Source organism: Novosphingobium sp. BL-S-32 (genome assembly GCF_056857055.1).
Map to the genome: position 1 here is coordinate 58,686 of NZ_CM166477.1, position 23,877 is coordinate 82,562.

Here is a 23,877-nt window from a genome sequence, read left to right on the forward strand (position 1 = left end):
CCTCGATATGGCTCACGAGACCAGCGCCCCTCCGCCGAAGCTGAAGAAGGAGAGGAAGAAGGACGAGGCAGCAAAGGCGATCGAGAGACCGAAGACGATCTGGATCAGCTTCCGAAAGCCGCCGGCGGTCTCGCCGAACGCCAGTGCGAGGCCGGTGGTGATGATGATCAGCACCGCCACGATCTTGGCCACCGGCCCCTGGACCGATTCCAGGACTTTCTCGAGCGGGTCTTCCCAGGGCATGCCGGATCCGCTGGCAAGAACCGGCGACGCCAGGGCCGCAGCGACAGCGAAAATTACGAGACCGCTCAGATCGCGGCGCGCGCGGTTGGCGGCAAGTTTGATGCTATGCATTAGTCTTCTCCTTCAGGTTGGGCGTTGTTGGAGGTGCTGGGAGTTCGAAAGGCATCGATGACGCGGTACTCACCGCGCTCATCCAGCCCGGCGACGCGGGCGATCGTTTCGATCCGGCGGCCGGCACCCCGGCCAGCGATGAAGACGATCATGTCGATGGCTTCGGCGATCAGCCGGCGCGGAACGGTGGTGACCGCTTCCTGCACCAGTCCGTCGATCCGGTAGAGGGCGGCCCGCGCATTGTTGGCGTGGACAGTGGCGATGCCGCCGGGATGTCCGGTGTTCCACGCCTTCAGCATGTCGAGCGCTTCCGGCCCGCGCACTTCGCCGACAATAATCCGGTCGGGCCGCAGTCGCAGCGTCGAGCGAACGAGATCGGTCATCGAAACCTTGCCAGCCCTCGTGCGCAGCGCCACCGTATCGGCCGCAGGCGATTGCAGCTCGCGTGTGTCCTCGATCAGGATGACGCGCTCATCGAGACTGGCCATTTCCGCCAGCAGTGCATTGGCGAGCGTGGTCTTGCCTGAACTGGTGCCGCCAGCGACGAGGATGTTTGCCCGCTCGACGACGGCACGCGAGAGGAAGCCCGCCTGTTCCAGCGTCATGATCCCATCGCGCACGTAGTCGGCGAGCGTGTGGATCTGCGCCGCAGGCTTGCGGATCGAAAAGCACGGCGCCGTGGCAACCGGTGGCAGCAAACCTTCGAAGCGCTCGCCCGCACCGGCCCTATGGGCCGGAAGTTCGGCTGAGACGATCGGGGCGTCGGCATGGACTTCAGCGCGAATATGCGATGCCACCAGCCGGACAATGCGTTCGACCTGGGCCGGCTCGAACCGGACGTCGGTATCGACCCGCCCTTCCCCCAGCACATCGACACGCAGGGCACCGTCCGGGTTGACCATAATCTCGATGATGCGCGGATCTTCGAGCGCGGCGCGAATGGCCGGGCCCATGGCGGTCCGCAGCATGGCACGGCGGCGCTCGGCCGAAACGGCGTCAAGAGAGTCCGTCATGCGCCCTCTCCCGACTTGCGCTCGGGAAGCGTCCGCTTGCCGGTAGCGATCTGGCGGCCGACCTGCGCGACGAACGCCTCGAAACGCTCCCGGCCAACCGCGCGGGCGGCCGCGTCAGCCTCGGGCAACGGCGCTGTCACCGAGAGCTGGTAGCGGATGAAGAGCGCCAGGCTTTCCAGCACGACATCGATATCGCGCCGGCTCGCGGTGATCTCCCGCGAGAGGCGATCGAAGCGCAGACGCAGCAGATCGTCGATCTCATTCGAGCCTTGGCGCGCGATCCATGCCTTTAGCGCATCGTTGACGAGGCGGCTCTTGTTGCCGCGCGTGCCGGCGGCCAGGCGGTCTAGCGCCACGGTGACGTCGCGGTCGAGGTAGAGGTTCTGGCGGATTTTCATGGGCTCCCTCACAGTCCAAGGTCGCGAATGTGCTGGCTGTCGTCAAAGGCGAACCCGCGCGCGACGGGCGTCAGGGTCTGTGCCTGTTCCATCGCCCGCTTATCCGCGACGGTATTGCCGTCATCGTCGTTCGCGAGATCGGGCTCCGTGACTTCGGGCTCGTCGCGTGCGATCGGCTGACCGCCACCTTGCCCGGGCGTCCGTTGCTGTTGCTGTCCGCTTTCATCATCAGCGTCCGCCTGGGCCATGAGCGCGGCAAGCCTTACGTCTTGGGCCCGTGCAGTGCCTTGCCAGTCGTCAGGTCGTGGTGCCGGCCGATCAACATAGGTGCCGCAGGAAACGGTCGGAGGAGGAAGCCGACGGTCGGTGAAATTGCGGTCGCGAAAATAGCGCAATTTGCGGGCGCGTAGGGGCGCCATGCCCGACAGCAGCACCAGCTCCTCGTCCGGGGAGAGTTGCATGACCTCGCCGGGGGTCAGGAGCTGGCGCGCGGTTTCCTGGCGGCTGACCATGACGTGTGCGAGCCAGGGCGCGAGGCGGTGACCGGCGTAATTGCGCATAGCGCGTTGCTCGGTGGCGGTGCCGAGGGCGTCGGAAATGCGCTTGGCGGTGCGTTCATCGTTCGCCGCGAAGGCAACGCGGACGTGGCAGTTGTCGAGAATCGAATTGTGCTCACCGTAGGCCTTCTCGATCTGGTTGAGGCTCTGGGCGATGAGAAATGCCCGGATCCCGTAGCCCGCCATGAATGCGAGGCTGGTTTCGAAGAAATCGAGCCGGCCGAGCGCGGGAAACTCGTCGAGCATCATCAGCAGCTGGTGCCTGCGGCCGGCGCCACCGAGGCCATCAAGCTGTTCGGTCAGGCGCCGCCCGATCTGGTTCAGCACCAGACGCACCAGCGGCTTGGTGCGGCTGATGTCCGACGGGGGAATGACGAGGTAGAGCGAACACGGCTGTTCGGCATCGACGAGATCGGCAATTCGCCAATCACAGCGCGAGGTCACCTCCGCGATCGTCGGATCGCGATAGAGGCCGAGGAACGACATGGCGGTCGAGAGCACGCCCGAGCGTTCATTCTCGCTCTTGTTGAGAAGCTCCCGCGCGGCTGAAGCGACTACCGGATGGACACGCGGGGCTTCGTCGCTGCCAAGGTGGTTGGTGGTGAGCATGCCGCGCAGCGTGGCGGCGAACGAGCGCTGAGGGTCGGAGAGGAACGTGGCGACGCGGGCGAGCGTCTTCTGTTCCTCGGCGTAGAGGATGTGGAGGATTGCGCCGACCAGCAGCGAATGGCTGGTCTTTTCCCAATGATTGCGGCGTTCGAGCGCCCCTTCGGGATCGACGAGGATGTCGGCGATGTTCTGGACGTCGCGGACCTCATTGGCGCCGCGGCGCACTTCAAGCAACGGATTGTAGTGCGCCGATGCCGCATCGGTGGGGTTAAACAGCAGGCAGTGTGAGAACCGCGCACGCCATCCGGCCGTCAGCGTCCAGTTCTCGCCCTTGATGTCATGGATGACGGCCGAGCCCGTCCAGGTGAGCAAGGTCGGCACCACGAGGCCGACGCCCTTGCCGGAACGGGTTGGCGCGAAAGCGAGGACATGTTCGGGGCCATTATGGCGAAGGTATTCGCGGCCGAGCTTGCCCAGCATGAGACCGGCATCGCCGAGCAAGCCCGCGCGGACCACTTCGCTGTGGCTGGCCCAGCGGGCGGATCCATAGGTGGTGACCCTGCCCTTCTGGCGAGCCCGCCAAAGCGAACCGGCTACCGCCGATCCGCAGCCCAGGAAACCGCTGGCGCCCGCCAGGAGGCCCGCCCTGTCGAAGACATCGGGCGCATAGGCATCGAAATGATACCACCAACCGAACAGGGCCCATGGCCGGTACCACGGCACGCCAAACACATGGAACGACGCTGTGCCAAGTTCAGGCTGGTAGCCCAGCATGGCCGCCGCCCACTGCGTCGACGCCCACAGCCCTGCGAACATGATCGCGAAGACAACGAAAATTTGACCAATGAGGAGTTTGGTGGGCGTCACGGGGCTTCTCCAGCCCGGTCGTCCATTGCGATCCGGGCGGAGAAAGAATCCGCGATGAAGAGAAAAAACTAAACGGCGCTAATTAGCGTTTATTGGATATTGCAGGATATTGCCGGTCACGCACCGCGTGAATTACCGCCGATATCGTGGCGCGCTGTTTCGCTCAGTTGTGCGATTCGTTCTTGGCACACGAGGTCTACAAGGTCCCGGAGCATATGAACGCGTTCCGCTATCGCCTCAAGATTTTCGATGCTGATCTCGTAACTTGTTGAGTACCGAGCCTCGACATAAGCACGCTTGAGCAGTTCGAAGCGCCTGCGATCAACTTTCGCTTCTCGCGGCCAGGCATCGACCAAACGAGGCTCCTTGCCCTCCGCAATGGATCGCAAAAACTTGATGTTGTGTGATCGCGGAAAATAGTGCGTTCGAACAAGAAGAAAGCAGATGTAGCAAGTCTCGACTGCCTGATGCAGATGGAACGCCGCTTTCCGCCCCCAGTCAGGATCAGATCGCGTTTTCTGTAGCGAGAATTCCGCCAAATCGATCCATTGCTGCACCGATTTCGATTGGACAGAAAAATATTGATCTGCCATTTCATAAGCATCGCTAGGCGTTAACGGCTTTGGCGCAACGAAAGTGCAGCCCGGCAGCTCGTACAACGCAATTCCATCGCGAGCGATGTCTACCCAAAAGTACTCGCCGCGGTTTAGCCCCTGATTGACTTCATCTATCGTGTGTACAATGAAGTTCACCTGACGCTCGATCGAGGAATCTCTATCAATCTTGTCGTCCGCGACATGCCAATATTCGGCAACATCCGTAAGCTTCGGATGATTGACGATAACCAAGAGGTCGAAATCTGACTGGTAGCCGTTCAGCGGCTCATCGACCCAGTCAGTTCGAGCGTAGCTCCCGAAAAGCACGATCTTCTGGATCCGGCCGTTTTTCTTCCAAGGCTGCGTCGCGCGTGAAATCGCAACGTCAAATTCAGTCATCAAGATATGACGAACGCGTTCAAGTTCGGCCTGCTGAACGGGAGGAAGATGATCGATATCTTTGCGCATTATCCGGATTCTCGTATCAACTGGACAAGATGGCAACCCCTCATTGACGGAAGGTTTGCAGCCGTCGTCATCAAAGATCGAGCGGACCGATCTCTCGCGGAACCCCGTCGCCCAGCAGATCCTCAAGCCACTTAATTCCGCCCCCTCGCTGGCGACAGCTTGTGAAAAACGCTCGCTGCTCGGCTCGGGTAAAAGCGACAAAAAATGAGCTCAGCTCTTCATCTTTACCTGGCTTGAGGCTCCACCATCCCTGATCCAAGCCTAGAAAGACCATCGTGTGGAATTCCATCCCCTTGCTCTTGTGAATTGTCATCAAAGGGATCTGGCCATCGCCAGCAAGTTTCGAAAGGGTCTCCGACCAGCCTGCGGCTCCATCGGCGCACTCTCCGAGCAAAAGACCCAAGCCAATCCTGACCCGATCATAATCGACCTGCCGTTGATAACTCGAGCTTGCGCGCCGGATCGTAGCTTCGCCAATTTCGCCAATTAACATGGTGAGTAATTTCACGGCGGATTCTGGCGACGGTATATTTTCAACCATGTATATTCTTACGGCTTTAACAATCCGCTCGGCGTGTGAATTCAGCCTTTGAAGTTCAATTTCGTCGTCATCTCTCGTGCCCTCCAGTTGCCTGATCTTCGCAAGTGCATTGGACCATGCTTCAGAATTTTTACGTGAGCAGCCAAGCTGCAAGAACGGCAGTACGGCACCGGTCAATTCTTCAACAAGAAGCTCCTGAATTGAAATCTCTCCGAGGCTTCGAGCGAGATTACGCAATACCAGACTTTTTTTCGCCAGCGCCGGAGCTAACTCAGCTTCGGCAGCATCGGCCTTCATTCTGATGAGGATCGCGAAACGCTCCGGCTGCAGGCCACTATCGACTTCCTGTTTGAGCCAGCTAGCCACCCCGTCGAGCTCTTCTTCGCGAGTGTCATAGGACCAAATCGCGCAGACATCGCCATCGGCAGTTCGCTCTCGCCTGGCAATTACTGGCTCGACACCGGGATCAAGCCGCTGAGCTATAACATGCTGAAGCGTGACAAGGTCCTCGTGAGATCGCCAATTCGAGAGCAGTGATATCGATCGGGCTTCACATACATTCGTAAATTCGGCGAATGCATCCTTCATCGCGCCTGCCCATCCCATTATTCGCTGTTTATCATCTCCAACAGCCGTATAGACAGTACCAACAGCACCAAACGCGCTCATTAAAAAATCAAATTGCGATCCCGTCGTGTCTTGGAACTCGTCAAGAAAGACAGCGGAGTAGGTACTACGGAGTGCAGACCTTATGTGTGCGTTCCTTCGCACAAGATATTCTGCCAACCGGTTTATCATTGGGAATGTCAGAAAGGTTCGTTTAGGATCGCGATACTGGTCGAGCCAGTATGCGTCGACCCCCTGCTTCAGGGCATCAACTATGTCCTGCTCCACCACAGGGAGGCGGGTCTCCGCGATTGCCGATGATAAACGCCCGGGATTGAGGCCATATATGCCGGCGCGTTGCATTAGATCATTGAGCTGATTATCCGTCGTGAAACTCAACTCGTAATCAAAAGACGGACGATACTCCTTCGGCAGCCCATTCCTGAACTGGTCAACAAGCCCTTTCGTGAAGGCATCGAAAGTCATTGAAACAAAGCGTCTTGCTAGATCATCACCGCAGCGCAACCGCACACGCTTCGATAAAGTATCCGCCGCATCCCGCTTAAAGCTAATCGCAAGGATCCGTTTTGGCGTCGGGCACAAACCTGTCTGCAGCAGGTAAGCCGCCTTCTGTGCCAGGAACTCGGTCTTACCGGCACCCGCACCTGCCGTAACGCAAACGCTTCGGCGGGTCTCCCGAAGCGCCTGCCAAGCACGGCCCTCAAGATCGACAACTCCAGCCGGCTTCCAATGAGCCGGATCAATCATCATTGATTACAGCCCTTTTTACGTGGTCCAGAAGTAGGCGCAATTCATCAGGTGCATTTTCGACCAAATGCGAACTATCTATCTTAGATAAAGCAGCGAGATGCGCTTCAGGCTTGCTCGACCCGATAAAGTGATACGGATACCAAAGAAATAGGTCATCCCAGTTGTCGCCATAAAGAGAACCGTCACCACCCGCTTTCAAAGTAGCCTTTTTCTTTTCCTCCACACTCCCTTTAGGCCCATACCCACCAGGCCTCGCTTGAAAATAATAATCCCTAAAAAGGGCCATCATTGAAAAATCGAGGTCTAGTGGAGATGAAAAGTAAACCCCCTCCTCTCGGAGGGCCTTCAGCCAAACGTGATTAACATCATCCTCAAGCAGTTCCGACTCGTCTATTTCGTGAACGTCTTCGGGTTCGATTTCATCCGTCATGTAATGGATATTTTCGGTTAGATCATTTCCGATCGCGGCCAGTTCATCCACCGCGTACTGAATTCGACCTTTGCCACCCCCGGAGCGCCCGGCATCGAGATCGAGCAGCGTGACGTAAGGGATGCCAAGACCGGAAAGCAGCCGCCAGAAATGATGTACAAACCTTCCACCAAGCGGAACGATTGGAACAAACGAGCGATCGATCGGAAAGTCCATTGCTTCGGCAACACGAGGCAAAACGATAGATTCGGATTCACCCTCCGCAAGAATGACAAATCGAGCGAAATAGAGCTCCGGATAAGCGCGAACAGCCAACCGGACATAGGCACGCGCCTCATCCACCTTCTTTGGCAAATCAAGCGGCCTCACGGTCGAAGTACGACTTTTGTCGTTCATACGGGTGTAGCGCACTTCCTCCGGCTCCACGCGACTCAATATGCTGGCGCTGTGGCTTGAAACGATAACCTGCGCACCGGCCATCGCCCCGATCTCGCGGGCCTGCGCCATGATCCGAGAAAGGAAGAACGGCGAAAGGCTGTTTTCTGGTTCCTCAATCGCCAATATCGTTAGGTAGGTTCGACGCAATCCTTCCTGATCGAAGGCGCAGTCTGCCGCTTTTTCAGCAAGGGCATCTCGTTCAATTTCCAACGTCGCAGCGGTCAATGCGATATGGAAAAGCGAACGTTGGCCATCGCTGAGATTGTCGAGACTTCGGATTTGCCGAGCTTCATCTGGGAAGAAGCCAAACTCGGCCCGCTTGACGAGATCGTCGAAACTTCCCTCCAGCAAACGCAATATCGGCTTGGAATCGGTGTCGCCTTGATGGACCTGAGCCCAACGCTTAACCAACCGCTTGGCGATAAATGCAGCGGGCGCCTCTTTCTCAAACAAATCCTGAAGTGTAGTTGCTCCGGTGGCCACTTCGTCTCGAAAATCCTTCGACCACTTCGCGGCCCGCCAAAGACGACCTTTGAGCAAGCTCGTGACCTGATCTGCCGCGTTCCGACTAGCGGGAACATAAACAAGCTGGATGAACCCTCGCTCAATAGCGGAAACACGCTTGCAATCGTCCCATTTGAAATCTTCGTCGAGGGTACCGATCCAACGAAGTTCGTCTTCGACGACTCCATCAGGAGTGCCGTTATCTGTCCATTTGGCACGAAGCTGAACCCGAATTTGCAGGGGGTCGTCTTCGCCGGAGACAGACATGTGTCGGAAGACCTCCGGAACCGCCTCATCTTCACCGCCCTCCGCAAGCTCAGGGAAGCCCAAGACGCAATCAATAACGAGCGTAGCACCGCTTTCGATCTGTGTTTCGGTTGACGGAACATGAAAATCCGATTTCCGAATTGACCGCTGCGCAACCGATGTCCCGAACATTTTTCCGAGCGCCGAAAGCACAGCCGTCTTTCCGGAGCCATTGTTACCGACCAACGCCGTCACGTGTCGGTCAATGGCAATGACAACATCGCTCCCACCAAAACAGCGGAAATTGCTCAATGTGATGCGCTCGATCTTCATGAATCCCCCTTCGCCATATTGGTATTGGGAGGGATCAGCGCTGAGAAGCGTGTTTTGCAACTTTCACACGGTTTTTATTCTCGTCGGGACCAAGTTCAATCGAAACAAGTCAATTACGGCGCTTTCGAATAATCCGCCCCGCCGCCGACGAGATGGCCCGTTGACTTGTCGATCGCGAAATCGATTACCCCGATACCAACATTCATATGGAGCATGCCGTCTTGGACCGTCGCAGGGTAGGAATCCTTCGTTGGACCACCAATCATCTGCGGAATTTCACGCCGCACGAGGAAAGCATCCCCATTCCGCTCGATAGTCATGGTACTCTTGGCCTGCTTGATGCTAACCCACGTGCCAAGAAACTGGCTGCCATTTTGACCGCAGCCGGCAAGCGCCAAAGCGCCGACCATTATAAACGCTAACCTCTTCTGCATAGCCAAGCCTTGTCTTTCAGCAGGCGCCGCCATTCGCCCCGCCATATTTGTCGCGAGTGAATTTGATCTCATTTTATTAGAAACGTCAAATCGCGTAATGTATTTTCTAATCTCCAACTCGAGCCACGGATCAGAAGCTAGCCTGTGCAATGGATTGCAATTCCATTCATCCAGCGCCCGAACTGTCAGGTAATTCCTGGCCCGCTGCGCCCGCGACCTAGCGTCCAATTAATACCGTCCGTCCGCATCAGGCCGGACACGGTCTTCCCGACCTGCTTCTCCAGCGCCGGCCGCCATGGAACCAGCGTGAAATCCCGGCTCCGCTCGATCAGCGCATGCTTGCCGCTGACGAGATCGACCGACCGGCGATAGACACCCTCAATTCGTTCGCCTTGGCGGGCCTCGCGGTAAGGCCGTTCGAACTCCTCTTCCAGGCCGCCCGCCATCCGTAGCAACTCGCGGCGACGCAGTGCGTCCATCATGCCGTCTGCGAACACGGTCCTGCCCCGGACTTCTTCCGCAAAACCCTGGGCCAGAAGCCATTGTCGCCTTCGGTTACGGGCGTCGCACAGTTCCTGTCCGAATCCCGCCTCGCGCGCCGGTTCCGGCGCGCCCGAAGTCAGGTCTCGATCGATCCAGGTTGCCGCGTCCATCTGTACCAGCTTCCCCAGCGGCTCGCGGGTCAGCAATTCAACGGCCACTGGTCGGTCCCTGATCCGCCCCTGTTGCCACGTGACAACGCGCTCCAGATGGTCGGCAGAAATCGTCCAGCGCCCAGAGGGTTCGCGGGCTACAAGACCGCTCTCACGCCGCATCGCTTCGAGGCGACGGACATGGGTCTCGGCGTAAGTCTGGGTCGCGTTGGGATCGTGCCGCAAGTGAAGGTCGATTTGGTAATGGCCACCATTTGCTGCCGCGACAGCCGCGATCGTCCGGTCGATCTCGCGTACGCTAGGACGCAACGGCTCTATTCTGACGATGGAACCCGCGAGCGAACTGGCCTCGTCTACCCCAGCGCCAAGAGCGCTCTGCCCGGCCTTGCCGATCGCGACATAGTGGCTGCGTCCGTCCGTCCCGTCGACAATCAGGTAATGGTGGTCCTCGAATTCGTCGGCGAGCCCGCGCGAAAGCACCCGCCCCATAAGCGGCCGAGCATGCTCCACTGACGGGTCATAGATCACCTGATCCCCCATTGCCCGCTCGACCTTCAGCCTGGTGAATTCGCGCTGCATCGTACGGATTACATCGCCCCGCTCGCCCATGCTGCGCAGCGTATCTTCGAGATCGGCGGCGAGGCGATAACGATCGCCGCCCAGATGTTCTGCCAGACCCATCCGCGAAAGATGGGCGAGACGCCCGGCCCTGACAGATTGCTGGAGGGGATCGTGCGATCTGGCAGCAACCTCGTGATCCTGCCCTGCCTCGCCTATCAGCAGCCGGTCAATCGAGGTCAAACGCTCCTGGCCTATTTCCGCGCGAAGACCGTCGACGATTTCCCGGTCCGACCGGAACCCTAAATCGAGCTCGACGAGGTCGGCCGCACGCTCGCGTATCCCGCTGGTGAGATATTCGCGGGCTATCACCAGGTCCTTGCCCTCTACATCCTTCCCCCGCACGACGATATGCGTGTGTGGATGGGCGGTATTGAAGTGATCGACAGCCACCCACTCGAGCTCGGTGCCGAGATCCTTTTCCATCTGCGCCATAAGCCGCCGCGTCAGCGGCTTCAAGTCTTCGTAGCGCGTCCCATCCTCGGGCGAGACAATGAAACGGAACTGGTGGCGATCGCCGGTCCCCTTTTCGAGGAAAGCCTTGCCGTCCACGGTATCGAGATCACGCCCGTAGAGTGAGCCACGCTCGCCCTCTCGGGTAGTCCCGTCGCGCTGCAAGTAACGAAGGTGCGCGGCGGCCGCCGCAACGCCCTTGCCGCTCAGCCTGACAATGCTCGCTTTTACCACCACACGGCGACGGTGACTGCCCGCCGTTCCGCCCCTGCTGGCAAGCATGCGTCCCACGCCTGCACCGCGCCCGATTTTGCTCCCGGAAAATCCCGATTTTCCGGACGGCCGCCGCGCGCCGCCGCGCGCCAGATTTGCAGCCGCGAGCACCTGCCCGAGATAGCGCTTTACACCCCTGCTTCCCTTCGCCTTCTGGCGGCCCAGACGAGGCATGAAGTCGTCATCATCGATCATGGCAATGCTCGCGACAGGAAAATCGCGGCAATCATGCGGCCCCAGCGGATTTCTGAAAACCGGTGCCGTCCAAGGCCGCGGAAACACGGACATGAAGCCCCTCATGGCACTGCCGAATCGCGGCCAGTGCCATATAAAATCGCCAAAAACGATGTGCAGACAATAGGTTATGGCACAGGGAGTGCCATGCCTTTATCTTGCCTTACGCGCCCCTAACCTCTCAGCCGCATATCCCGCCCTCCCCTGCTCCCTCCGCCTCACCCGCACCGACGCCCAGCCCCGCTTTCCTGGTGAGCACAAAAAAGCCGGGGTGCGAGGCACCGAAGTGCATCCACATCCCGGCTGGAAACCGACCTCCCTCTCATCGCAATGCGGCATAGGCTTCGCGTGCTTCGCCTTCGCTCGCGCATGCCCGCCGCGCCATCAATCCGTGCGCCCGGCCATCGCCGTCGACGATGCTAACCGCCGCGTACCAAGCCCCATCCAGGCACCCCACGATCGCAACCCGGTCGAGTTCGAACCACTCGCCATCCGGTCCCTTGCAATCGCAAACCGATCCGCAATCACCATCGCACATCAACGTGCCGAGCCAACGCTCGCACACCCGTGCGTCCCACACGAAATCGCTCTCCTCCGCCTCCATGAACCGCGCTGCCAACGCCGCGCCCGCTCCGTGTCCAAACTCGATCTCGAGCCCTGCCACCAGCTTTTCCATGACCCGCTGCACCGCAACGCCGATGCTTACCTGAGCAACCATAACAGCCTCCTTCGCTAGAGCGTCCCCGACCTTCGAGGACCCTTGTCGCCCGACGGTCGGCGCGGTGGCTGTCAGGGCCGCGCCGGCTTGCCGGTGCGCCGCGAAGCGGCGGCGGAGGAGCCGATTTTGCCCCAGGAAAACAAACAAACTCGCGCGCGCAGCGCGCTCTATTTCTGCGGCAAAATTGGAGGTGCCGCCGGCCTTTACAGCCGCCGCAGAGGCCGTCACGCTCGGCAGATCCGAGGAGGGCTGTCTACCTCTCGTCCTCGCCCGACACCCGCAGTCAGGTGCCGCTTCTCTCCCGCGGCGATGCTGCGAGCGCGTTTGTCAGCGGGCCGGTCCGGCCCCGAGAATGCGGACAGCGAAAAGGGGGTCGATCTTGGCCGCCCCGCCAGACTGGGATCGCGCGCGGCGGTCCGTTGCTGCGTCAGGTGAGGCCTCGGCATTTGCCGAGGACCTCACGACGAAGATCGACTGCCGGATGGGGCCTGAAGGCGAGGATGGCGCGAGGATCGTTTGCGGACCCTCGCCGCTATCCCGGCGCGAAAATCCATTGTCGCCGCCAGTGACCGAGGCCAGATAGGCCTGCGTCTCGGCCGGAAGCGAGCGGCCGTTCGCAAGCGATGCTGCATAGCGCGCGGGCCCCGCATTATAGGCGGCAAAGAGACCCGGATATCCGAAGCGATCGTACATGTCCCGAAGATAGGCCGTTCCCGCCAGGATGTTGTCTCGCGGCGCGTGCGGGTCGCTCCCGAGACCGAGCCGCCGTCGCAGCTCGGCCCAGGTATCCGGCATCAGTTGCATGAGCCCCATTGCCCCGGCGCGCGAGGTGATAGGCCTGCCGTCCAGCATTGTATGCCCCCGGCTTTCAGAGCGCATCACCCGCTCGACCCAGATCGTGGGGATCCCGAAGCGGGCGGATGCTTCCCCGATCTCCGCGCGCCAACGGAAGACGGCGTCGGCTTCGTTCGCCTGCGTCGGCGACGAACATACCGGCCCCATCAATAACGCCGGGAGCACCAGTATCGCTGTAGGCAACCGAACCCATCGTTTGAGCCGGAAAGCCGACGATATGGGCCTTGCATCACCCCTGTGCGCACGCATCAGGGCAACCACAGCGGACGCGCCTTGCCGAGGATATCGCGTTCCCGGGTGGCGCCGAAGTAGCGGCCATCGAAGCTGTCCGGCCGCATCGTCATCAACAGAAAGTAGGCTCCCTGCCGCAGCCGGATGCACCCTTCCCAGCGCGGCAACGGACGGCCGGAAGGGTCGGAGCCAAGCCGGCGCGCAATGGTTTGCCCGTTCGCCGTCACCATGTCGCCATGGGCGCAAATGTTATCCCCGGCCGCTGCAGCCACGCGCTTCACGAGCGGCACGCCAGCAGGCAGATAATGGCGATGCGCGGCCAGCGTGCGCGCCGGCTCGGGCGGCCAGGCAACGACCATATCGCCGCGAGCGAGCGGAGCGCCGGGCGTGACGAGGTAGAGGCCAATCGGCGCGCTGGCGCTGTGGTTCCACACCAGGCGGGGGACTGGGGGAAAGGCCAGCGTGGCGATGAGCGCCGCGATCCCGGCGCCGATCAAGGCCGCACGCCGACGAAGCAGGCGGCGGCGCGCGCGGGCGCTGCGAAGTGCCTCGCCCCAGGCAAAGAGCGGCAGATTGCGGGCGTCAGTCATGCGCGCCTCCCACTGTGTCGGAGAGCGACCATGCCTCGAGGTCGTCGATGTGATAGCGCCAGTCCCGTCCATGTCTGCGGCACTTGGGCCCGGTGCCCTTCCGGCGCATTGCCGCAAGCGTGACGACGGCCAGGCAGAGGAAGAAGGCAGCCTCCTTTGTGGTCAGAAACGGACAGGTCTCCCGGGCTTCGCGGGCGCGTATCTCGACATTGGATTTCGCCCTCGTGGACGACATTCTTGGCCGCAGATTTTGAGGTCTTCCATGGCCCGCGGCGCACGCCTTGCGATCGCGACTATCCATCATGATTTCGCTCCCTTCCGGCGTCCCGGATGAGCCGCCTGATGGGGTGATGACGGCCATGGACACGATGCGGCAGGGGCGAAAATCGACCTGCGCAATTTCGCCCCCCTGGCCGGTGCCTCCAATCGCCAAACGATCTGCGCCAGCGCACCCGCGCCGATCCAACCCGCCGTCGTGCCTTGAAAGCCTTCCGAAGTGGTGCCCGGAACGTAACCGATCGCCTCGGTACGGAGCGCCGTGGGGGCCCCGCATCCGTCAGGATGCGGGGCCGGATGCTAGGGCGGAACGGGCATTTAGTCGGCGGGATTCCAGATGATTGCGAAAGCGTCTTCGTCGTCCTGACCGGCCGCACGCCCGAGGTTGGCGTAAAGCCGCCGGGGTCCGAATTCCGGAGCGGCGAGGCTGAGCGAAACGTAGTCGTTCCCCGAGCTTTCGCTGCGCCGCAGCCAGCCGGCTCCCACCTCGACGCCGCCTGAGGAAACCCGATAGTCCGGCTGGGCGTCGCTGGTCTTCCGCGGGTTGGGCATGATCTCGATATCCGCGCGGATCGAGAGGGTGCGAAGCTGGCCCTTGAAGCTGCGGCCGTCGCGAGTGACATATCCGATTGCGGGCATTTTTCATCTCCTGCCAAAGTCCGCCCGAACCATTTCCGGGCGATGGGCAGACCTTGAGGGACGGGCTCAGCGATCTTTCCGAACCGTCAGGCCGACGCGCAGCAGAGGACCGGAGCGGGCCGACCTATTTGAAGCGCAGCGGCCGCGAGGAGCCCGCCTTGGCGGGCGGGGAAATAGTTCGGATCCGCGATGGTTTCGGGAATGTCGCGCCTGTCCCAGGTCGATGCCCCGCGACCCGGATTTGGTCGGGTACGATGCGCCTGCGAGATGACTTCCCGCTCGGCGGTCCACCCTGAGTAACGGCAGGTTCAGGCAGATCACGGACGATGCAGATGAACGCCCGATTTCGAGAGCTTACACGCCAAACCCGAGCCCGGCGACGCCCATCCGGCTTCGCTCCCGACGCTGGCTTTGTCTTGCGGGACAAGGCAGACTGGAGCGGCGCCAGTCGGTGCCGGGAGAGACGCCATGGACGAAGATGCCGTGTTCGCCTTCGGGAGTGCAATCGCCGCGATTGCGGGGCTCCTTGAGGAAAAGGGTGTGTGTACCGCCACCGAGATTTCGCAGTCGCTGGGCCGGGCCGCCATGGTGCATCTCAAGGCCGGCGACGAGTACAAGACCCGCGCGCATTATCTGAGGGCCTGGGCGGTTTCCGTGCAGGCGGCGGTCGACGGCAGGGACTCTCCGAAACGCCATTAGGCGGCGCAATGGCAGTTTCGCGAGCCACGTACCGCGCGCGCTGCGAAACTATCGGAGAGCGTGGAAGCCTATCGTCGTCATGCCTTGGCCGGTTCCGGCAAGTACGGTTGAGGTGCGCCGGGCCGGATCGTTAGGGCAGGCCGCGACGCTGATCGAAAGGCGATCTCCGGCTATGAAATCGATCATTCTTGAGGTTCGGCGATGCCGGTTGGTCAGGCATCGTCCCTGAAGTCGGCAAAGTCTTCCGGGACGCTCTGCGCTCTGCCGGTTCGTCCGCCGATTGCAGCGCGTATATTTGCAAGTGCCGGCCCCGTGCGGCGCTGAGCGGAGGCCTTGACCTTGCCTGCCGCCCATCCGTGAAACAGGCAGGCGCAAGGTTACTTCAGCCGAGTAACCGGGCGTGTCTCACCGCACAGGCTGCATATATCCTTTATCCTCTCGAAGCCGTTCGAACCGACAAGTTCGCGGACTGCCTGCTCCGCGTTCTCGGATGGAGGAAGCGCCAGCGTCTGCGCGATACAATCGTCGCAGACCGGCGCGGGCGAAAGGCGGCTGACCAGCTTTTCGATAACGTGAAGTTCGGTCATGGTCCTGCCCTTTATGATCGCCGGTCCGGCGCCCGGATTTGGATAAACCGTGCCGCCGCGAATGGCTCCGGGCAATGAACATTTGGTATAGGCGGCGGGGCCGCGCCTTTCAGGGCGCGGCCCCGCCGCAAAAATTTCGAGCCCTCGCAAGGGGATCGGGCGGAGGCGGGAAATCCGCCTCCGCCCGATTATTTCACGCAGGTTCCCGGTCCTCGCCAGTCCCGACTTCGCAGCCTTCCTCGGCAACGAAATCGTCGTTCGGCGATTCCGCTTCGGCCCCTTCCCCTTCACCGTAATCCTCGTCAGGCCCCGGCGCACGCATGGCGCGCACATGCGCCTCGACGGTGCCCACACCGCCCCGCGCCGTATAGGCGGAAGGCGGGAAGGTCATCCAGCGCGGCACCCAGCCCTCGCGCTTTTCCCGACCGCCGTTTCCGGCCAGATGATCGCGGACAATCCCCTTGAGCGTCTTGCCCTTTTGCCCGGCATTGGCCTCGGCCACGACATCGCCGGCGATTTCACGAACCATTGCCAGAAGCACTTCGCGGTCGCGCAGCGTCTCGAGAAAAGCGGCGTCCGCTTCCCACCAATCGGCCATGGAAACCCCCATCTCGACACCGAGCGTCTCCACCGCCGGACTGCCAGCGGCCAGCGCCTCTCCCATGACGATGGTCAAAACTTCCATGACAACGCCATCGGGAAGTTCGACGAGGCGGGCGAACAGCCTGCACAATTCCCTCCCTGAACCACGCATGCCGTAGCCGGTTCCACCGATCACCGTGGGTTCGTCGTCGGGCAGCTTCAACAGCGCCAGAACCGCGCGCCGCCGCTCGTCGAACACAGCCTCGGCGCGGCAGTTCTCGACGCTTTCCTTGACGGCATCGTTCCTGACGCTCTGTGCCTCGGGCACGATGCGCCACAGCGGAGACCCGGCAATAGCATGAGCGACCATCATGCGCAGCGCGAGGCCGGAATGCCCGATAAGCGCCGCGCGCACGGCGGCATGGCGGTGCAAGTCCACATAGGTCCCGGTAATGGCCGTTGCTTCTGGTCGCACGGGTTTCTGCCCTGCTCCCTCGGCCTCGCTGCGGGCCAGTTTGGCCGCTTCCTTGCGCGAGAGGTAGCCTTCATGGATCACCACTTCGCCATTCGCGCGCACATCGAGATAGACGCGGCCGCCCTTGCGCTTGGGCGTCTTCTCGTATTCCCACGAGTGGAAGTTGACCTCGGGTCCGATCACGACTGCATCAACCCAGCCTTGCTCCAGATATTGCCGAGAGCGCGCCTCGATGGCGGCATTCTGGAGCGGCCAGAATGTCTTGCCGCAGGCAAAATAGGTCTCGCTGCCGAACAAGTCCGATACCGTGGAAAGGCCACTGCCTTCGACCGGGAAGAGCGCATGACTTACGGCGATCGATTGACCGCCGAACAGCCATGCCTTTAGCTGATAGCCGCAGGGAGCATAGGCATTGGGTTCGTCGCGCAGCGCGAGCCAATCACGCTGCTGGCTCTTGGAGGCGAGTGTCAATTGCCGGACGGTCGCAACGTCGATTTCCTCGCGGCGATAGAGGTCGCGGATGCGCGGCAGTAGATTGCCGAGCGCCAGTACGCGCCGGACGGCAAGGTAGGGCAGCCCGAACGTAATCGCGATTTCCTCGACCTTGCGGCCTTCGCGGATAAGGCGGGTGAAGCATTCCCACTGCGTCATTTCGTCGGGATCGAGCCGGGCGATGTTCTCGATCAGCGATGCCTCGATGGCATCGGCGTCGTCGCCCTCATCGAGAATGGCGCAGGGAAGCATCATCGCCTCGGCCTCGTCGCCGCCATCGTCCGGTCGTGCCCCCTCCCTTTTCGCGGCATTCGCTCGGGTGTCGTCGGCAACGATCCGCGCAGCGTGAAAGCGGCGCGCGCCCGCAACGATCTCGTAGTGGCCCGGCTGGCAGTTCGGCCGGACGAGGATCGGCTGGATTACGCCGCGCGCGCGGACGGTCGGAAGAATGTCGGACACGTCGGGGGCCTTGCGGGCGTAACGCATATTGGATTTGCTGACGGCAAGGTTGCCCAAGGCAATGAATTCGAGTTTCATGGAAAGCACTCCTGATTGTTAGTGCCGGTCCACCGAGTTCGTGATGGGATAAGGTGGACCGGCTTAGGTTGAGGCGCCCGAGCGGGATTGCACCGACCGCCTGCGTCATCGGCCCCTCAGCGGGGCAGAAGTCTGATTGCGCCGGGATCCTCGCGGGTAAGGCGGCTCAGGAGATCAGCGGCGTCGGGTATGGCCCCTGCGAGGCGCGCCGCCTCGGCCCAGATCGACAGACGATGCCGGGTGGCAAATCCGAGGTCGCGGGCGATCCGGATGCCGAGCGGCAGGCGGATGGCCTCGATCTCGCGAAGCGAGAAGATGCCGAGTTCCGGAGTCCCGAAGCCGAGATCGGCAAGCCCGTAGAGCGTGTCGTCGTCGGCATAGAGTTCGGTCGCAAGCCAGACCGCGCGGCCCATCGGGTTGAACAGGCGGACCAGCGGCAGCGGATCGAACTTGGGATTCTTGATGCTATGCTCGAAGTTGGCGCTCAGCATAGCGCGGGTGGATTGGGAAATGATCGTCATGCCCCGGCCCTCCCCTCATCTGCGGGCACGGCATCGGTTCGGCGCGCGCATGCTGGCGCGCCGATTCGCGCAGCCCCGATTTCCTCAGCGAGATCGGCCGCCACTTCCGCATCTGCGGCGGCATGGCGCGCGAGCAGCCAATCCGCTGCCTTGCTCGCCCTGCTGGCGGCCCGGAAGATTGCGCGATTGTCTTCGCGCAGGACTTCAAGCCACGCCCCCAGATAGTCGGCGTGGCGCACCGTCGGCACGATCCCGAGCGCCGCGCAAAGGAACGCCGAACCCAATTCCGCAATCAATTCCTCGCGTGCGTAGTCTTTCGAACCGAATGCGCCGGTCAGGTTCCGATTGAGCCGCGAACTATGGCCGACGCCGTGCGTCAATTCGTGCAGCGCCGTCCGATAGAAGTTCACCTGATCGTGGAAAGCCTGCTGCGGGGGCACCTGCACGAAGTCCCGCCCCGGCGAATAGAACGCCTTGTCGCCGCCTATACGAAAATCGATCCCGCTTGCGGCGATGACCGCCTCGCCCACCGGAACGATCTCGCGTTCGGGCAAGGCGACCGGCGGGGGAACGAGATCATCCGGCAATCCATCGCACTGCGCCACATTGAAAACGGTGAAGCGCTTGAGGAAGGCAACCGACTTGGCCTCGTCACCGCTCGCCCGCGCGCGTTCCTTTTCGCCTTCGGGCGTGAAGCGATCGGCATAGACGACCTGCGTCCCCTGCTCGCCCTTGCGCACATTCCCGCCCGCCGCGAGCGCCTGCCGAAAGGTCAGCCAGCCGGGGCGCTCCCAGCCGTGGGCAAGCGCCGATGCCCAAAGCAGGAGAATGTTGATGCCCGAGTATGTTCGCAAGGTCAGCGCATTGCGCGGCAGGCAGGGCACCCCGCCGCCCCCGAGATCGCTTCCGCAAGCTGCACTACTCCACGGCTGCACCCAAGGGAAACGTCCCTCCTCCAGTTCCGCCACGATCCGCTCGGTGACCTCGTCGTAAAGCGAGGATCGGGATTTTGCCTCGCTTTCCTGCCCGGCCTGCCGATCCCGGGAACGGTTGACAGCAGAGTTACCCCCAAGCTTGTCCCGGCAGTTATGAACCGGCTTGTCCACATCGCCGGGCCGCCCGCGCTCCGATGTCCCCGGCTGCTTTGGCCGGGCACGACCAGTTGAGCTGCCTTGGCCGGAACCGGTTTCACTGAGAACCCGAACTTGCGACCTCGCGCATTGCGAGGCCTTGCGATTGCTGCGCATGTCTCACCTCCAAGCCTGCCCAAAAACCACCATGGCCTCCCCGGAAAAGACGGGGGTGGGCGGCCCGGACGACCGACAAGGCCCGCGTCCAGGCGGCGCCTGCACCCGCAGCCGGGGCCTCGATCCGCAGGATCGGGGTGGCAAGGGCCGTAACGGAGTGGAGGAGCCCGCGAGGAACGAGCGGCTTGCAGGGGCCGGCGGCGGGCCTAGACGGGCGTCGAGCCCATCCCCGGCTTTGCCCGGGAGAGGCTCACAAAGAACGCCGCGCGCTTGCGAAGCGCGCGCCCACATGAGGGTGAGCGTGCTCGCCCTAACGCGCCAGCGATCCTGACCGGGAGGCCGAGACCCCATGGGGCTCGGTGCCTGCGCGCAGGGCCGAAGGGCGGTCAGCCCGCCTGCGCACGGCATGGAGCGCGGTCGTGCCGTACGGCACGAGGCGCCAGTGAGGCAATCAGGCTATGCCGAAGAGTTCAAACAAAATGACGACAAGGCCATCGAGATTGCCGCGGGCCGGATTAGGAGCCGCAAACCGCCTTCGCATGTGTGCCTTGCGATGATTTCCCACAGCCGGCACGCAGCGCGCTTGCGTCCCCCGTCGCTGACAACTAGCCAAAGGTCATGCGTCTCGAAGGTCATTCCGCAATTATTCTAGCCGACTCTGCGGATCTCCCGTTGGCCACTGAACTTGAGCACATGCTTACTGCGGTCGAACCAACGCTCGACTTCGACGTTCTCGACTTGCAGAGCGCAACAGATGTGATCAGCAACTTCGCCGGAATATTCATCCTAGTGATGTCCGCGAACATGCGTAAATCACCGGCATTCAGGGCCACTTACAACGCGCTTATGCGCCTCGCGACTATAAACTTCCTGCTGGTGATCGATACCGATCTTGGAATGCCGGAGAACGAGTTCCCTAAAACCGCTGTCGTGGAACTTCACGCGCGGCAGTTCGACTCCAACATCGCCGCGTTCAGGCGGATCGCGCGCCGGCTTATGGTTGAATACAGTTACGAACCCAATGAGCTTCCCATTCTATCATTAGACCTCCTCGAACCTGTTGCCTCGCTGCCGCTTGCCAAGCGGACGAAGACGCAGCTTGGAAAGATGGGCCTGATTCTCATCGGCGATCTCGTTACCCTCACAGAAGCACAACTCTTGCGTGCGCCTGGCTTTGGTCGCGAGGCGCTAAAGGACGTAAAGGCGGGCCTTTTCGCGCACGGCCTCCGTCTCGGAATGGATTTCCGGCACGAGACGACCATCGATCTATCCGATGCCCGCTATGAGGTGGCCGCTGCCGCCCGCGTCGCGCAGCTCAAGCAGTCGAAGGGCGGCGCCACGTTCGAACCGGAAGGCGACCATCTTGCCATGGTCACGGCGGGAGACGACGGGGACAGGATTGCCGCCCTGAAGCCAATGAACCGGCAGATGCAGAGGGCCTTGCTCGAGAAGGCGCGCGCCTTCGCGGGGCTCACTGCCCGTCTCGACAATCAGCCGGGATGGACAGGTATCGGCCGAGCCGCCGCAACGCTGGCCTCGCTGCTCGATCGCCCTGCAGAAGATATCGCCGACGTGCTTGGACTGCTCTATCCAAACGCGCTCGAGCTTGGGTCGTTCGTCGAACTTGACCAGCAATTATCGGCCGGCGTTGTTTCCTACGCCGCGCCGCTCGATCCGGAAGTCCAAAGACCGCTCGGTGATCTCGTACGCACACTGGCACCGTGGCTACGCGCGTTTCCCAGTATACGAGAGGCCGACGAGGAAGCGGGGCGGTTCCTCGTCAAGACTGCAGACCTCAAGCCCACATTCGAAGTCATCAAGGCCGCGAAGGAACATAAGCTCGTAACCACCGAGACGGCCGAGCTCCTGGAGCATTTACGCGATACAGTCGGTCGCGGCGATTTTCAGGGCGAGAAGGCGGGGGGCTGGGTCAAGCTATCGGCCCGAAATCTGGTAATCGGGGCGACGGCGTTCGCTGGCTCATTCTTCTCGGGCGCCATTGCGTCAGACTATTCCACCAGCTCCCCGCTTGTGCACCGGATCGGCCAGTTCCTTACCCACTACGAAGTGGCGGCAGAGGAAGTGGTCAAGGACCTGCCGCAGGACCTGCAATTCTCCTTCAGGGATTTCGTGAAGGAACTGCGCGCAGCTCAGGGTATGCCGTCACCGGGATCATCGACGTCGACCGCACGCGACGTAACAATCGCACCTGCTCCGGAAAGCCCGCGTTGACCGGCGCCGCCGGCGCGACTTTGCGAGACGCTTCGCCAGGCCCCGTCAGCGCGCTACTGGAACCTGATCGATCCGTGTAGTCCAGGAGGGACTCTTCAAGGCACGCTTGGTATCATAGGCCTTCACGCCCATCCCTTCAGAACCCAGCCGCAAGGTCTGCCGCCCGAACCTTGTGTTGATCTCGTCGAGCGCGGCCAGCAGCTTCGGCGACCGGGGATCCGGGGCGGAGAACATGTCGAGCTGCCCGCGCACCTCCTGCTCCAGCCCCTCGAGCATCACACCGCACTTGGTGTAGACTGCGCCGACCTCGAACATGGCCTCGGCCATCCTGCCGGCCATGCCGGCAATGACGCGCGGATCGTTGCTGGCAGGCGAAAGCCGCCCGACGCGCGAAGCCGATGGCGCGTTCGGCTTGAAGCGGCTGCCATGCGCGAAGGCAATCAGGCGGCTCGCCTGCAACCGCTGGTTACGGATTTTCTCGGCCGCGCGTACAGCGCGCCGCACCATGGCTTCGCGCAGCGCCTCGACGTCCCGAACTGGTTCGCCAAAGTTGCGCGTGACCGCCGTGGACTTTAGCGCAGCCGGCTCCGGCTCGAAATCGGTGCATTCGATGCCGTTGAGTTCGCGCACCAGCCGCTCGAGCACGACCGTTCCCACGTCGCGCGCCACTTCTGCGGGCAGTGCAGCAAGCTCGGCAGTCGTCCGGACGCCGAGCGGCCGCAGGCGCTTCGCCAATGCAGGTCCGATGCCCCAGACTTCCTCGACCGGCCAGGCCGCCAAGAGCCGCCGCCGCAGGCCTTCGTCATGCAGATCGACGACCCCGCCCCATACCTTTTCGGATGCCTTGGCGAGGGCGTTTGCCACTTTGCTGAGTGTCCGGGTCGGCCCGAGGCCAATGCGGGTAGGGAGGCCCACCGAGCGTTTGACCGCCGCGCGGACACGGTGCGCCATCTCGACGTCGCCGAGGCCGCTAGGCAATACCGACAGACGAAAGAAGGATTCGTCGATCGAGTAGATTTCGACCGTATCGGTGAACTCGGCAATCACCGCATTGAAACGCCGGTTCATGTCCGCGTAGAGCTCGTAGGAGGAGGAGCGGCACTGGATGCCATGCCTCGCCACCACATCGCGGATCTGGAACATGGGCGCGCCCATGCGAATGTGGAGCGCCTTGGCTTCGGCCGAGCGCGCGATGGCGCAGCCGTCACCGTTCGACAGCACGATGAGCGGCACACCGCGCAGCGAAGGATCGAAGACGCGCTCAGCGCTGCAGTAGAAGTTCTCGATGTCGAGGATGGCCCAGGTCATGGGCTAAGCCTGAAGGTTGCGCACGCTCGCGCGCACGACGCCCCAGACTTCCACTGTCTCGTCCGCCACGACCGGCTCGTAGTGCATGCGGCTATTGCGCGCCTCGAGCATCGGGACACCGTGGCGAAAGCAGAGTTGGCGAACAACAAAACCGCCATCGACCACGGCAATGACGATGCGCCCGTTCACGGGCTTGGCATCCCTGTCGACCACAACGACATCGGAATCGAACAACCCCGCATCGACCATGGACTGCCCGCTCACCCGGAATACGAAGCTGGCAGCGCGATCGAGCCGGAGCAGCTCTACGAGATTGATCGCGGATTCTTCCCAGTCCTGCGCAGGCGAGGGAAAGCCAGCGCCGGCTGCGCCGATAACGCGAAGGCTCCACTCGCGCGGCAGTTCGCCAAGCGGCAGAGGAATCGAAGGGGGCAAGGCAAAGCCGGAAGACATGCCATCCCAATAACGCGATTCGGAACATATTGGGAACAT

The 23,877-nt window shown here is 61.8% G+C and carries 22 protein-coding genes; 2 read left to right on the forward strand and 20 right to left on the reverse strand.

The window, feature by feature from the left end; all coding sequences use genetic code 11:
• Positions 1 to 12: 12 nt before the first annotated feature.
• The 14 genes from AC1VVK_RS17155 to AC1VVK_RS17220 all read right to left on the reverse strand — a co-directional run bounded on the left by AC1VVK_RS17155 (position 13) and on the right by AC1VVK_RS17220 (position 14,705).
• On the reverse strand, positions 13 to 354 hold the full coding sequence (locus AC1VVK_RS17155) for a TrbC/VirB2 family type IV secretion system protein (protein WP_482906036.1): 342 nt from the start codon (positions 352 to 354) through the stop codon (positions 13 to 15).
• Positions 354 to 1,367, reverse strand: a complete 1,014-nt coding sequence (trbB, locus tag AC1VVK_RS17160) for a P-type conjugative transfer ATPase TrbB (protein ID WP_482906037.1) — start codon at positions 1,365 to 1,367, stop codon at positions 354 to 356. Before trbB ends, AC1VVK_RS17155 begins: the two co-directional genes overlap by 1 nt.
• Positions 1,364 to 1,765 (reverse strand): CopG family transcriptional regulator, encoded by a 402-nt coding sequence (locus AC1VVK_RS17165; protein WP_482906038.1) that lies wholly within the window; start codon positions 1,763 to 1,765, stop codon positions 1,364 to 1,366. Before AC1VVK_RS17165 ends, trbB begins: the two co-directional genes overlap by 4 nt.
• Positions 1,766 to 1,773: 8 nt before the next feature.
• On the reverse strand, positions 1,774 to 3,798 hold the full coding sequence (locus AC1VVK_RS17170; RefSeq protein WP_482906039.1) for a conjugal transfer protein TraG: 2,025 nt from the start codon (positions 3,796 to 3,798) through the stop codon (positions 1,774 to 1,776).
• A gap of 116 nt (positions 3,799 to 3,914) precedes the next feature.
• A complete protein-coding gene (locus tag AC1VVK_RS17175; RefSeq protein ID WP_482906040.1) occupies positions 3,915 to 4,862 on the reverse strand; it encodes a HEPN domain-containing protein in 948 nt (315 codons plus the stop codon).
• Between the two features lie 70 nt (positions 4,863 to 4,932).
• Complete coding sequence (locus tag AC1VVK_RS17180; RefSeq protein WP_482906041.1) at positions 4,933 to 6,780, reverse strand: UvrD-helicase domain-containing protein; 1,848 nt, start codon at positions 6,778 to 6,780, stop codon at positions 4,933 to 4,935.
• Entirely contained in the window at positions 6,770 to 8,731 is a 1,962-nt protein-coding gene (locus AC1VVK_RS17185; RefSeq protein WP_482906042.1) for an ATP-dependent nuclease, read from the reverse strand. The genes AC1VVK_RS17180 and AC1VVK_RS17185 overlap by 11 nt, the downstream gene beginning before the upstream one ends.
• A 113-nt stretch (positions 8,732 to 8,844) precedes the next feature.
• Complete coding sequence (locus AC1VVK_RS17190) at positions 8,845 to 9,198, reverse strand: hypothetical protein (protein ID WP_482906043.1); 354 nt, start codon at positions 9,196 to 9,198, stop codon at positions 8,845 to 8,847.
• 152 nt (positions 9,199 to 9,350) lie between these two features.
• Positions 9,351 to 11,357, reverse strand: a complete 2,007-nt coding sequence (gene rlxS, locus AC1VVK_RS17195) for a relaxase/mobilization nuclease RlxS (RefSeq protein WP_482906044.1) — start codon at positions 11,355 to 11,357, stop codon at positions 9,351 to 9,353.
• A 361-nt stretch (positions 11,358 to 11,718) separates the two neighbouring features.
• A complete protein-coding gene (locus AC1VVK_RS17200) occupies positions 11,719 to 12,114 on the reverse strand; it encodes a hypothetical protein (protein ID WP_482906045.1) in 396 nt (131 codons plus the stop codon).
• Positions 12,115 to 12,441: 327 nt separating this feature from the next.
• On the reverse strand, positions 12,442 to 13,218 hold the full coding sequence (locus AC1VVK_RS17205) for a lytic transglycosylase domain-containing protein (protein WP_482906046.1): 777 nt from the start codon (positions 13,216 to 13,218) through the stop codon (positions 12,442 to 12,444).
• Positions 13,218 to 13,790, reverse strand: a complete 573-nt coding sequence (locus tag AC1VVK_RS17210; RefSeq protein ID WP_482906047.1) for a S26 family signal peptidase — start codon at positions 13,788 to 13,790, stop codon at positions 13,218 to 13,220. The genes AC1VVK_RS17205 and AC1VVK_RS17210 overlap by 1 nt, the downstream gene beginning before the upstream one ends.
• Positions 13,783 to 14,151 carry a helix-turn-helix domain-containing protein gene (locus tag AC1VVK_RS17215; protein WP_482906048.1) on the reverse strand — a complete coding sequence of 123 codons (369 nt, stop codon included), beginning with the start codon at positions 14,149 to 14,151 and terminating at the stop codon, positions 13,783 to 13,785. The genes AC1VVK_RS17210 and AC1VVK_RS17215 overlap by 8 nt, the downstream gene beginning before the upstream one ends.
• 233 nt (positions 14,152 to 14,384) lie before the next feature.
• Entirely contained in the window at positions 14,385 to 14,705 is a 321-nt protein-coding gene (locus AC1VVK_RS17220) for a DUF736 domain-containing protein (protein ID WP_482906049.1), read from the reverse strand.
• 468 nt (positions 14,706 to 15,173) lie between these two features.
• Between AC1VVK_RS17220 and AC1VVK_RS17225 the strand changes: the two genes are divergently transcribed.
• Complete coding sequence (locus tag AC1VVK_RS17225; protein ID WP_482906050.1) at positions 15,174 to 15,404, forward strand: hypothetical protein; 231 nt, start codon at positions 15,174 to 15,176, stop codon at positions 15,402 to 15,404.
• Positions 15,405 to 15,781: 377 nt separating this feature from the next.
• On the opposite strand, the gene AC1VVK_RS17230 is transcribed toward AC1VVK_RS17225, so the two are convergent.
• The 4 genes from AC1VVK_RS17230 to AC1VVK_RS17245 form a co-directional block, all read right to left on the reverse strand.
• A complete protein-coding gene (locus tag AC1VVK_RS17230; RefSeq protein ID WP_482906051.1) occupies positions 15,782 to 15,991 on the reverse strand; it encodes a hypothetical protein in 210 nt (69 codons plus the stop codon).
• Between the two features lie 193 nt (positions 15,992 to 16,184).
• The gene (locus AC1VVK_RS17235) at positions 16,185 to 18,077 is read right to left on the reverse strand and encodes a ParB/RepB/Spo0J family partition protein (protein WP_482906052.1); all 1,893 of its coding nucleotides are present in this window, start codon (positions 18,075 to 18,077) and stop codon (positions 16,185 to 16,187) included.
• 116 nt (positions 18,078 to 18,193) lie between these two features.
• Positions 18,194 to 18,598 carry a DUF2958 domain-containing protein gene (locus tag AC1VVK_RS17240; RefSeq protein ID WP_482906053.1) on the reverse strand — a complete coding sequence of 135 codons (405 nt, stop codon included), beginning with the start codon at positions 18,596 to 18,598 and terminating at the stop codon, positions 18,194 to 18,196.
• Complete coding sequence (locus AC1VVK_RS17245) at positions 18,595 to 19,704, reverse strand: ArdC family protein (RefSeq protein ID WP_482906054.1); 1,110 nt, start codon at positions 19,702 to 19,704, stop codon at positions 18,595 to 18,597. Before AC1VVK_RS17245 ends, AC1VVK_RS17240 begins: the two co-directional genes overlap by 4 nt.
• Before the next feature lie 813 nt (positions 19,705 to 20,517).
• Between AC1VVK_RS17245 and AC1VVK_RS17250 the strand changes: the two genes are divergently transcribed.
• Positions 20,518 to 22,077, forward strand: a complete 1,560-nt coding sequence (locus AC1VVK_RS17250) for a hypothetical protein (RefSeq protein WP_482906055.1) — start codon at positions 20,518 to 20,520, stop codon at positions 22,075 to 22,077.
• A 45-nt stretch (positions 22,078 to 22,122) separates the two neighbouring features.
• Here the strand turns inward: AC1VVK_RS17250 and AC1VVK_RS17255 are convergent, their stop codons facing one another.
• On the reverse strand, positions 22,123 to 23,385 hold the full coding sequence (locus tag AC1VVK_RS17255) for a Y-family DNA polymerase (RefSeq protein WP_482906056.1): 1,263 nt from the start codon (positions 23,383 to 23,385) through the stop codon (positions 22,123 to 22,125).
• A gap of 3 nt (positions 23,386 to 23,388) precedes the next feature.
• Positions 23,389 to 23,838 (reverse strand): LexA family protein, encoded by a 450-nt coding sequence (locus tag AC1VVK_RS17260; RefSeq protein WP_482906057.1) that lies wholly within the window; start codon positions 23,836 to 23,838, stop codon positions 23,389 to 23,391.
• Positions 23,839 to 23,877: the final 39 nt, after the last annotated feature.

Excerpts from the sequence above, each read along its gene's own strand:
- AC1VVK_RS17155 (WP_482906036.1), bottom strand. The coding sequence starts at position 354 with ATGCATAGCATCAAACTTGCCGCCAACCGCGCGCGCCGCGATCTGAGC.
- trbB (WP_482906037.1), bottom strand. The coding sequence starts at position 1,367 with ATGACGGACTCTCTTGACGCCGTTTCGGCCGAGCGCCGCCGTGCCATG.
- AC1VVK_RS17165 (WP_482906038.1), bottom strand. The coding sequence starts at position 1,765 with ATGAAAATCCGCCAGAACCTCTACCTCGACCGCGACGTCACCGTGGCG.
- AC1VVK_RS17175 (WP_482906040.1), bottom strand. The coding sequence starts at position 4,862 with ATGCGCAAAGATATCGATCATCTTCCTCCCGTTCAGCAGGCCGAACTT.
- AC1VVK_RS17180 (WP_482906041.1), bottom strand. The coding sequence starts at position 6,780 with ATGATGATTGATCCGGCTCATTGGAAGCCGGCTGGAGTTGTCGATCTT.
- AC1VVK_RS17185 (WP_482906042.1), bottom strand. The coding sequence starts at position 8,731 with ATGAAGATCGAGCGCATCACATTGAGCAATTTCCGCTGTTTTGGTGGG.
- AC1VVK_RS17190 (WP_482906043.1), bottom strand. The coding sequence starts at position 9,198 with ATGGCGGCGCCTGCTGAAAGACAAGGCTTGGCTATGCAGAAGAGGTTA.
- rlxS (WP_482906044.1), bottom strand. The coding sequence starts at position 11,357 with ATGATCGATGATGACGACTTCATGCCTCGTCTGGGCCGCCAGAAGGCG.
- AC1VVK_RS17200 (WP_482906045.1), bottom strand. The coding sequence starts at position 12,114 with ATGGTTGCTCAGGTAAGCATCGGCGTTGCGGTGCAGCGGGTCATGGAA.
- AC1VVK_RS17205 (WP_482906046.1), bottom strand. The coding sequence starts at position 13,218 with ATGCGTGCGCACAGGGGTGATGCAAGGCCCATATCGTCGGCTTTCCGG.
- AC1VVK_RS17210 (WP_482906047.1), bottom strand. The coding sequence starts at position 13,790 with ATGACTGACGCCCGCAATCTGCCGCTCTTTGCCTGGGGCGAGGCACTT.
- AC1VVK_RS17215 (WP_482906048.1), bottom strand. The coding sequence starts at position 14,151 with ATGGCCGTCATCACCCCATCAGGCGGCTCATCCGGGACGCCGGAAGGG.
- AC1VVK_RS17220 (WP_482906049.1), bottom strand. The coding sequence starts at position 14,705 with ATGCCCGCAATCGGATATGTCACTCGCGACGGCCGCAGCTTCAAGGGC.
- AC1VVK_RS17225 (WP_482906050.1), top strand. The coding sequence starts at position 15,174 with ATGGACGAAGATGCCGTGTTCGCCTTCGGGAGTGCAATCGCCGCGATT.
- AC1VVK_RS17230 (WP_482906051.1), bottom strand. The coding sequence starts at position 15,991 with ATGACCGAACTTCACGTTATCGAAAAGCTGGTCAGCCGCCTTTCGCCC.
- AC1VVK_RS17235 (WP_482906052.1), bottom strand. The coding sequence starts at position 18,077 with ATGAAACTCGAATTCATTGCCTTGGGCAACCTTGCCGTCAGCAAATCC.
- AC1VVK_RS17240 (WP_482906053.1), bottom strand. The coding sequence starts at position 18,598 with ATGACGATCATTTCCCAATCCACCCGCGCTATGCTGAGCGCCAACTTC.
- AC1VVK_RS17255 (WP_482906056.1), bottom strand. The coding sequence starts at position 23,385 with ATGACCTGGGCCATCCTCGACATCGAGAACTTCTACTGCAGCGCTGAG.
- AC1VVK_RS17260 (WP_482906057.1), bottom strand. The coding sequence starts at position 23,838 with ATGTCTTCCGGCTTTGCCTTGCCCCCTTCGATTCCTCTGCCGCTTGGC.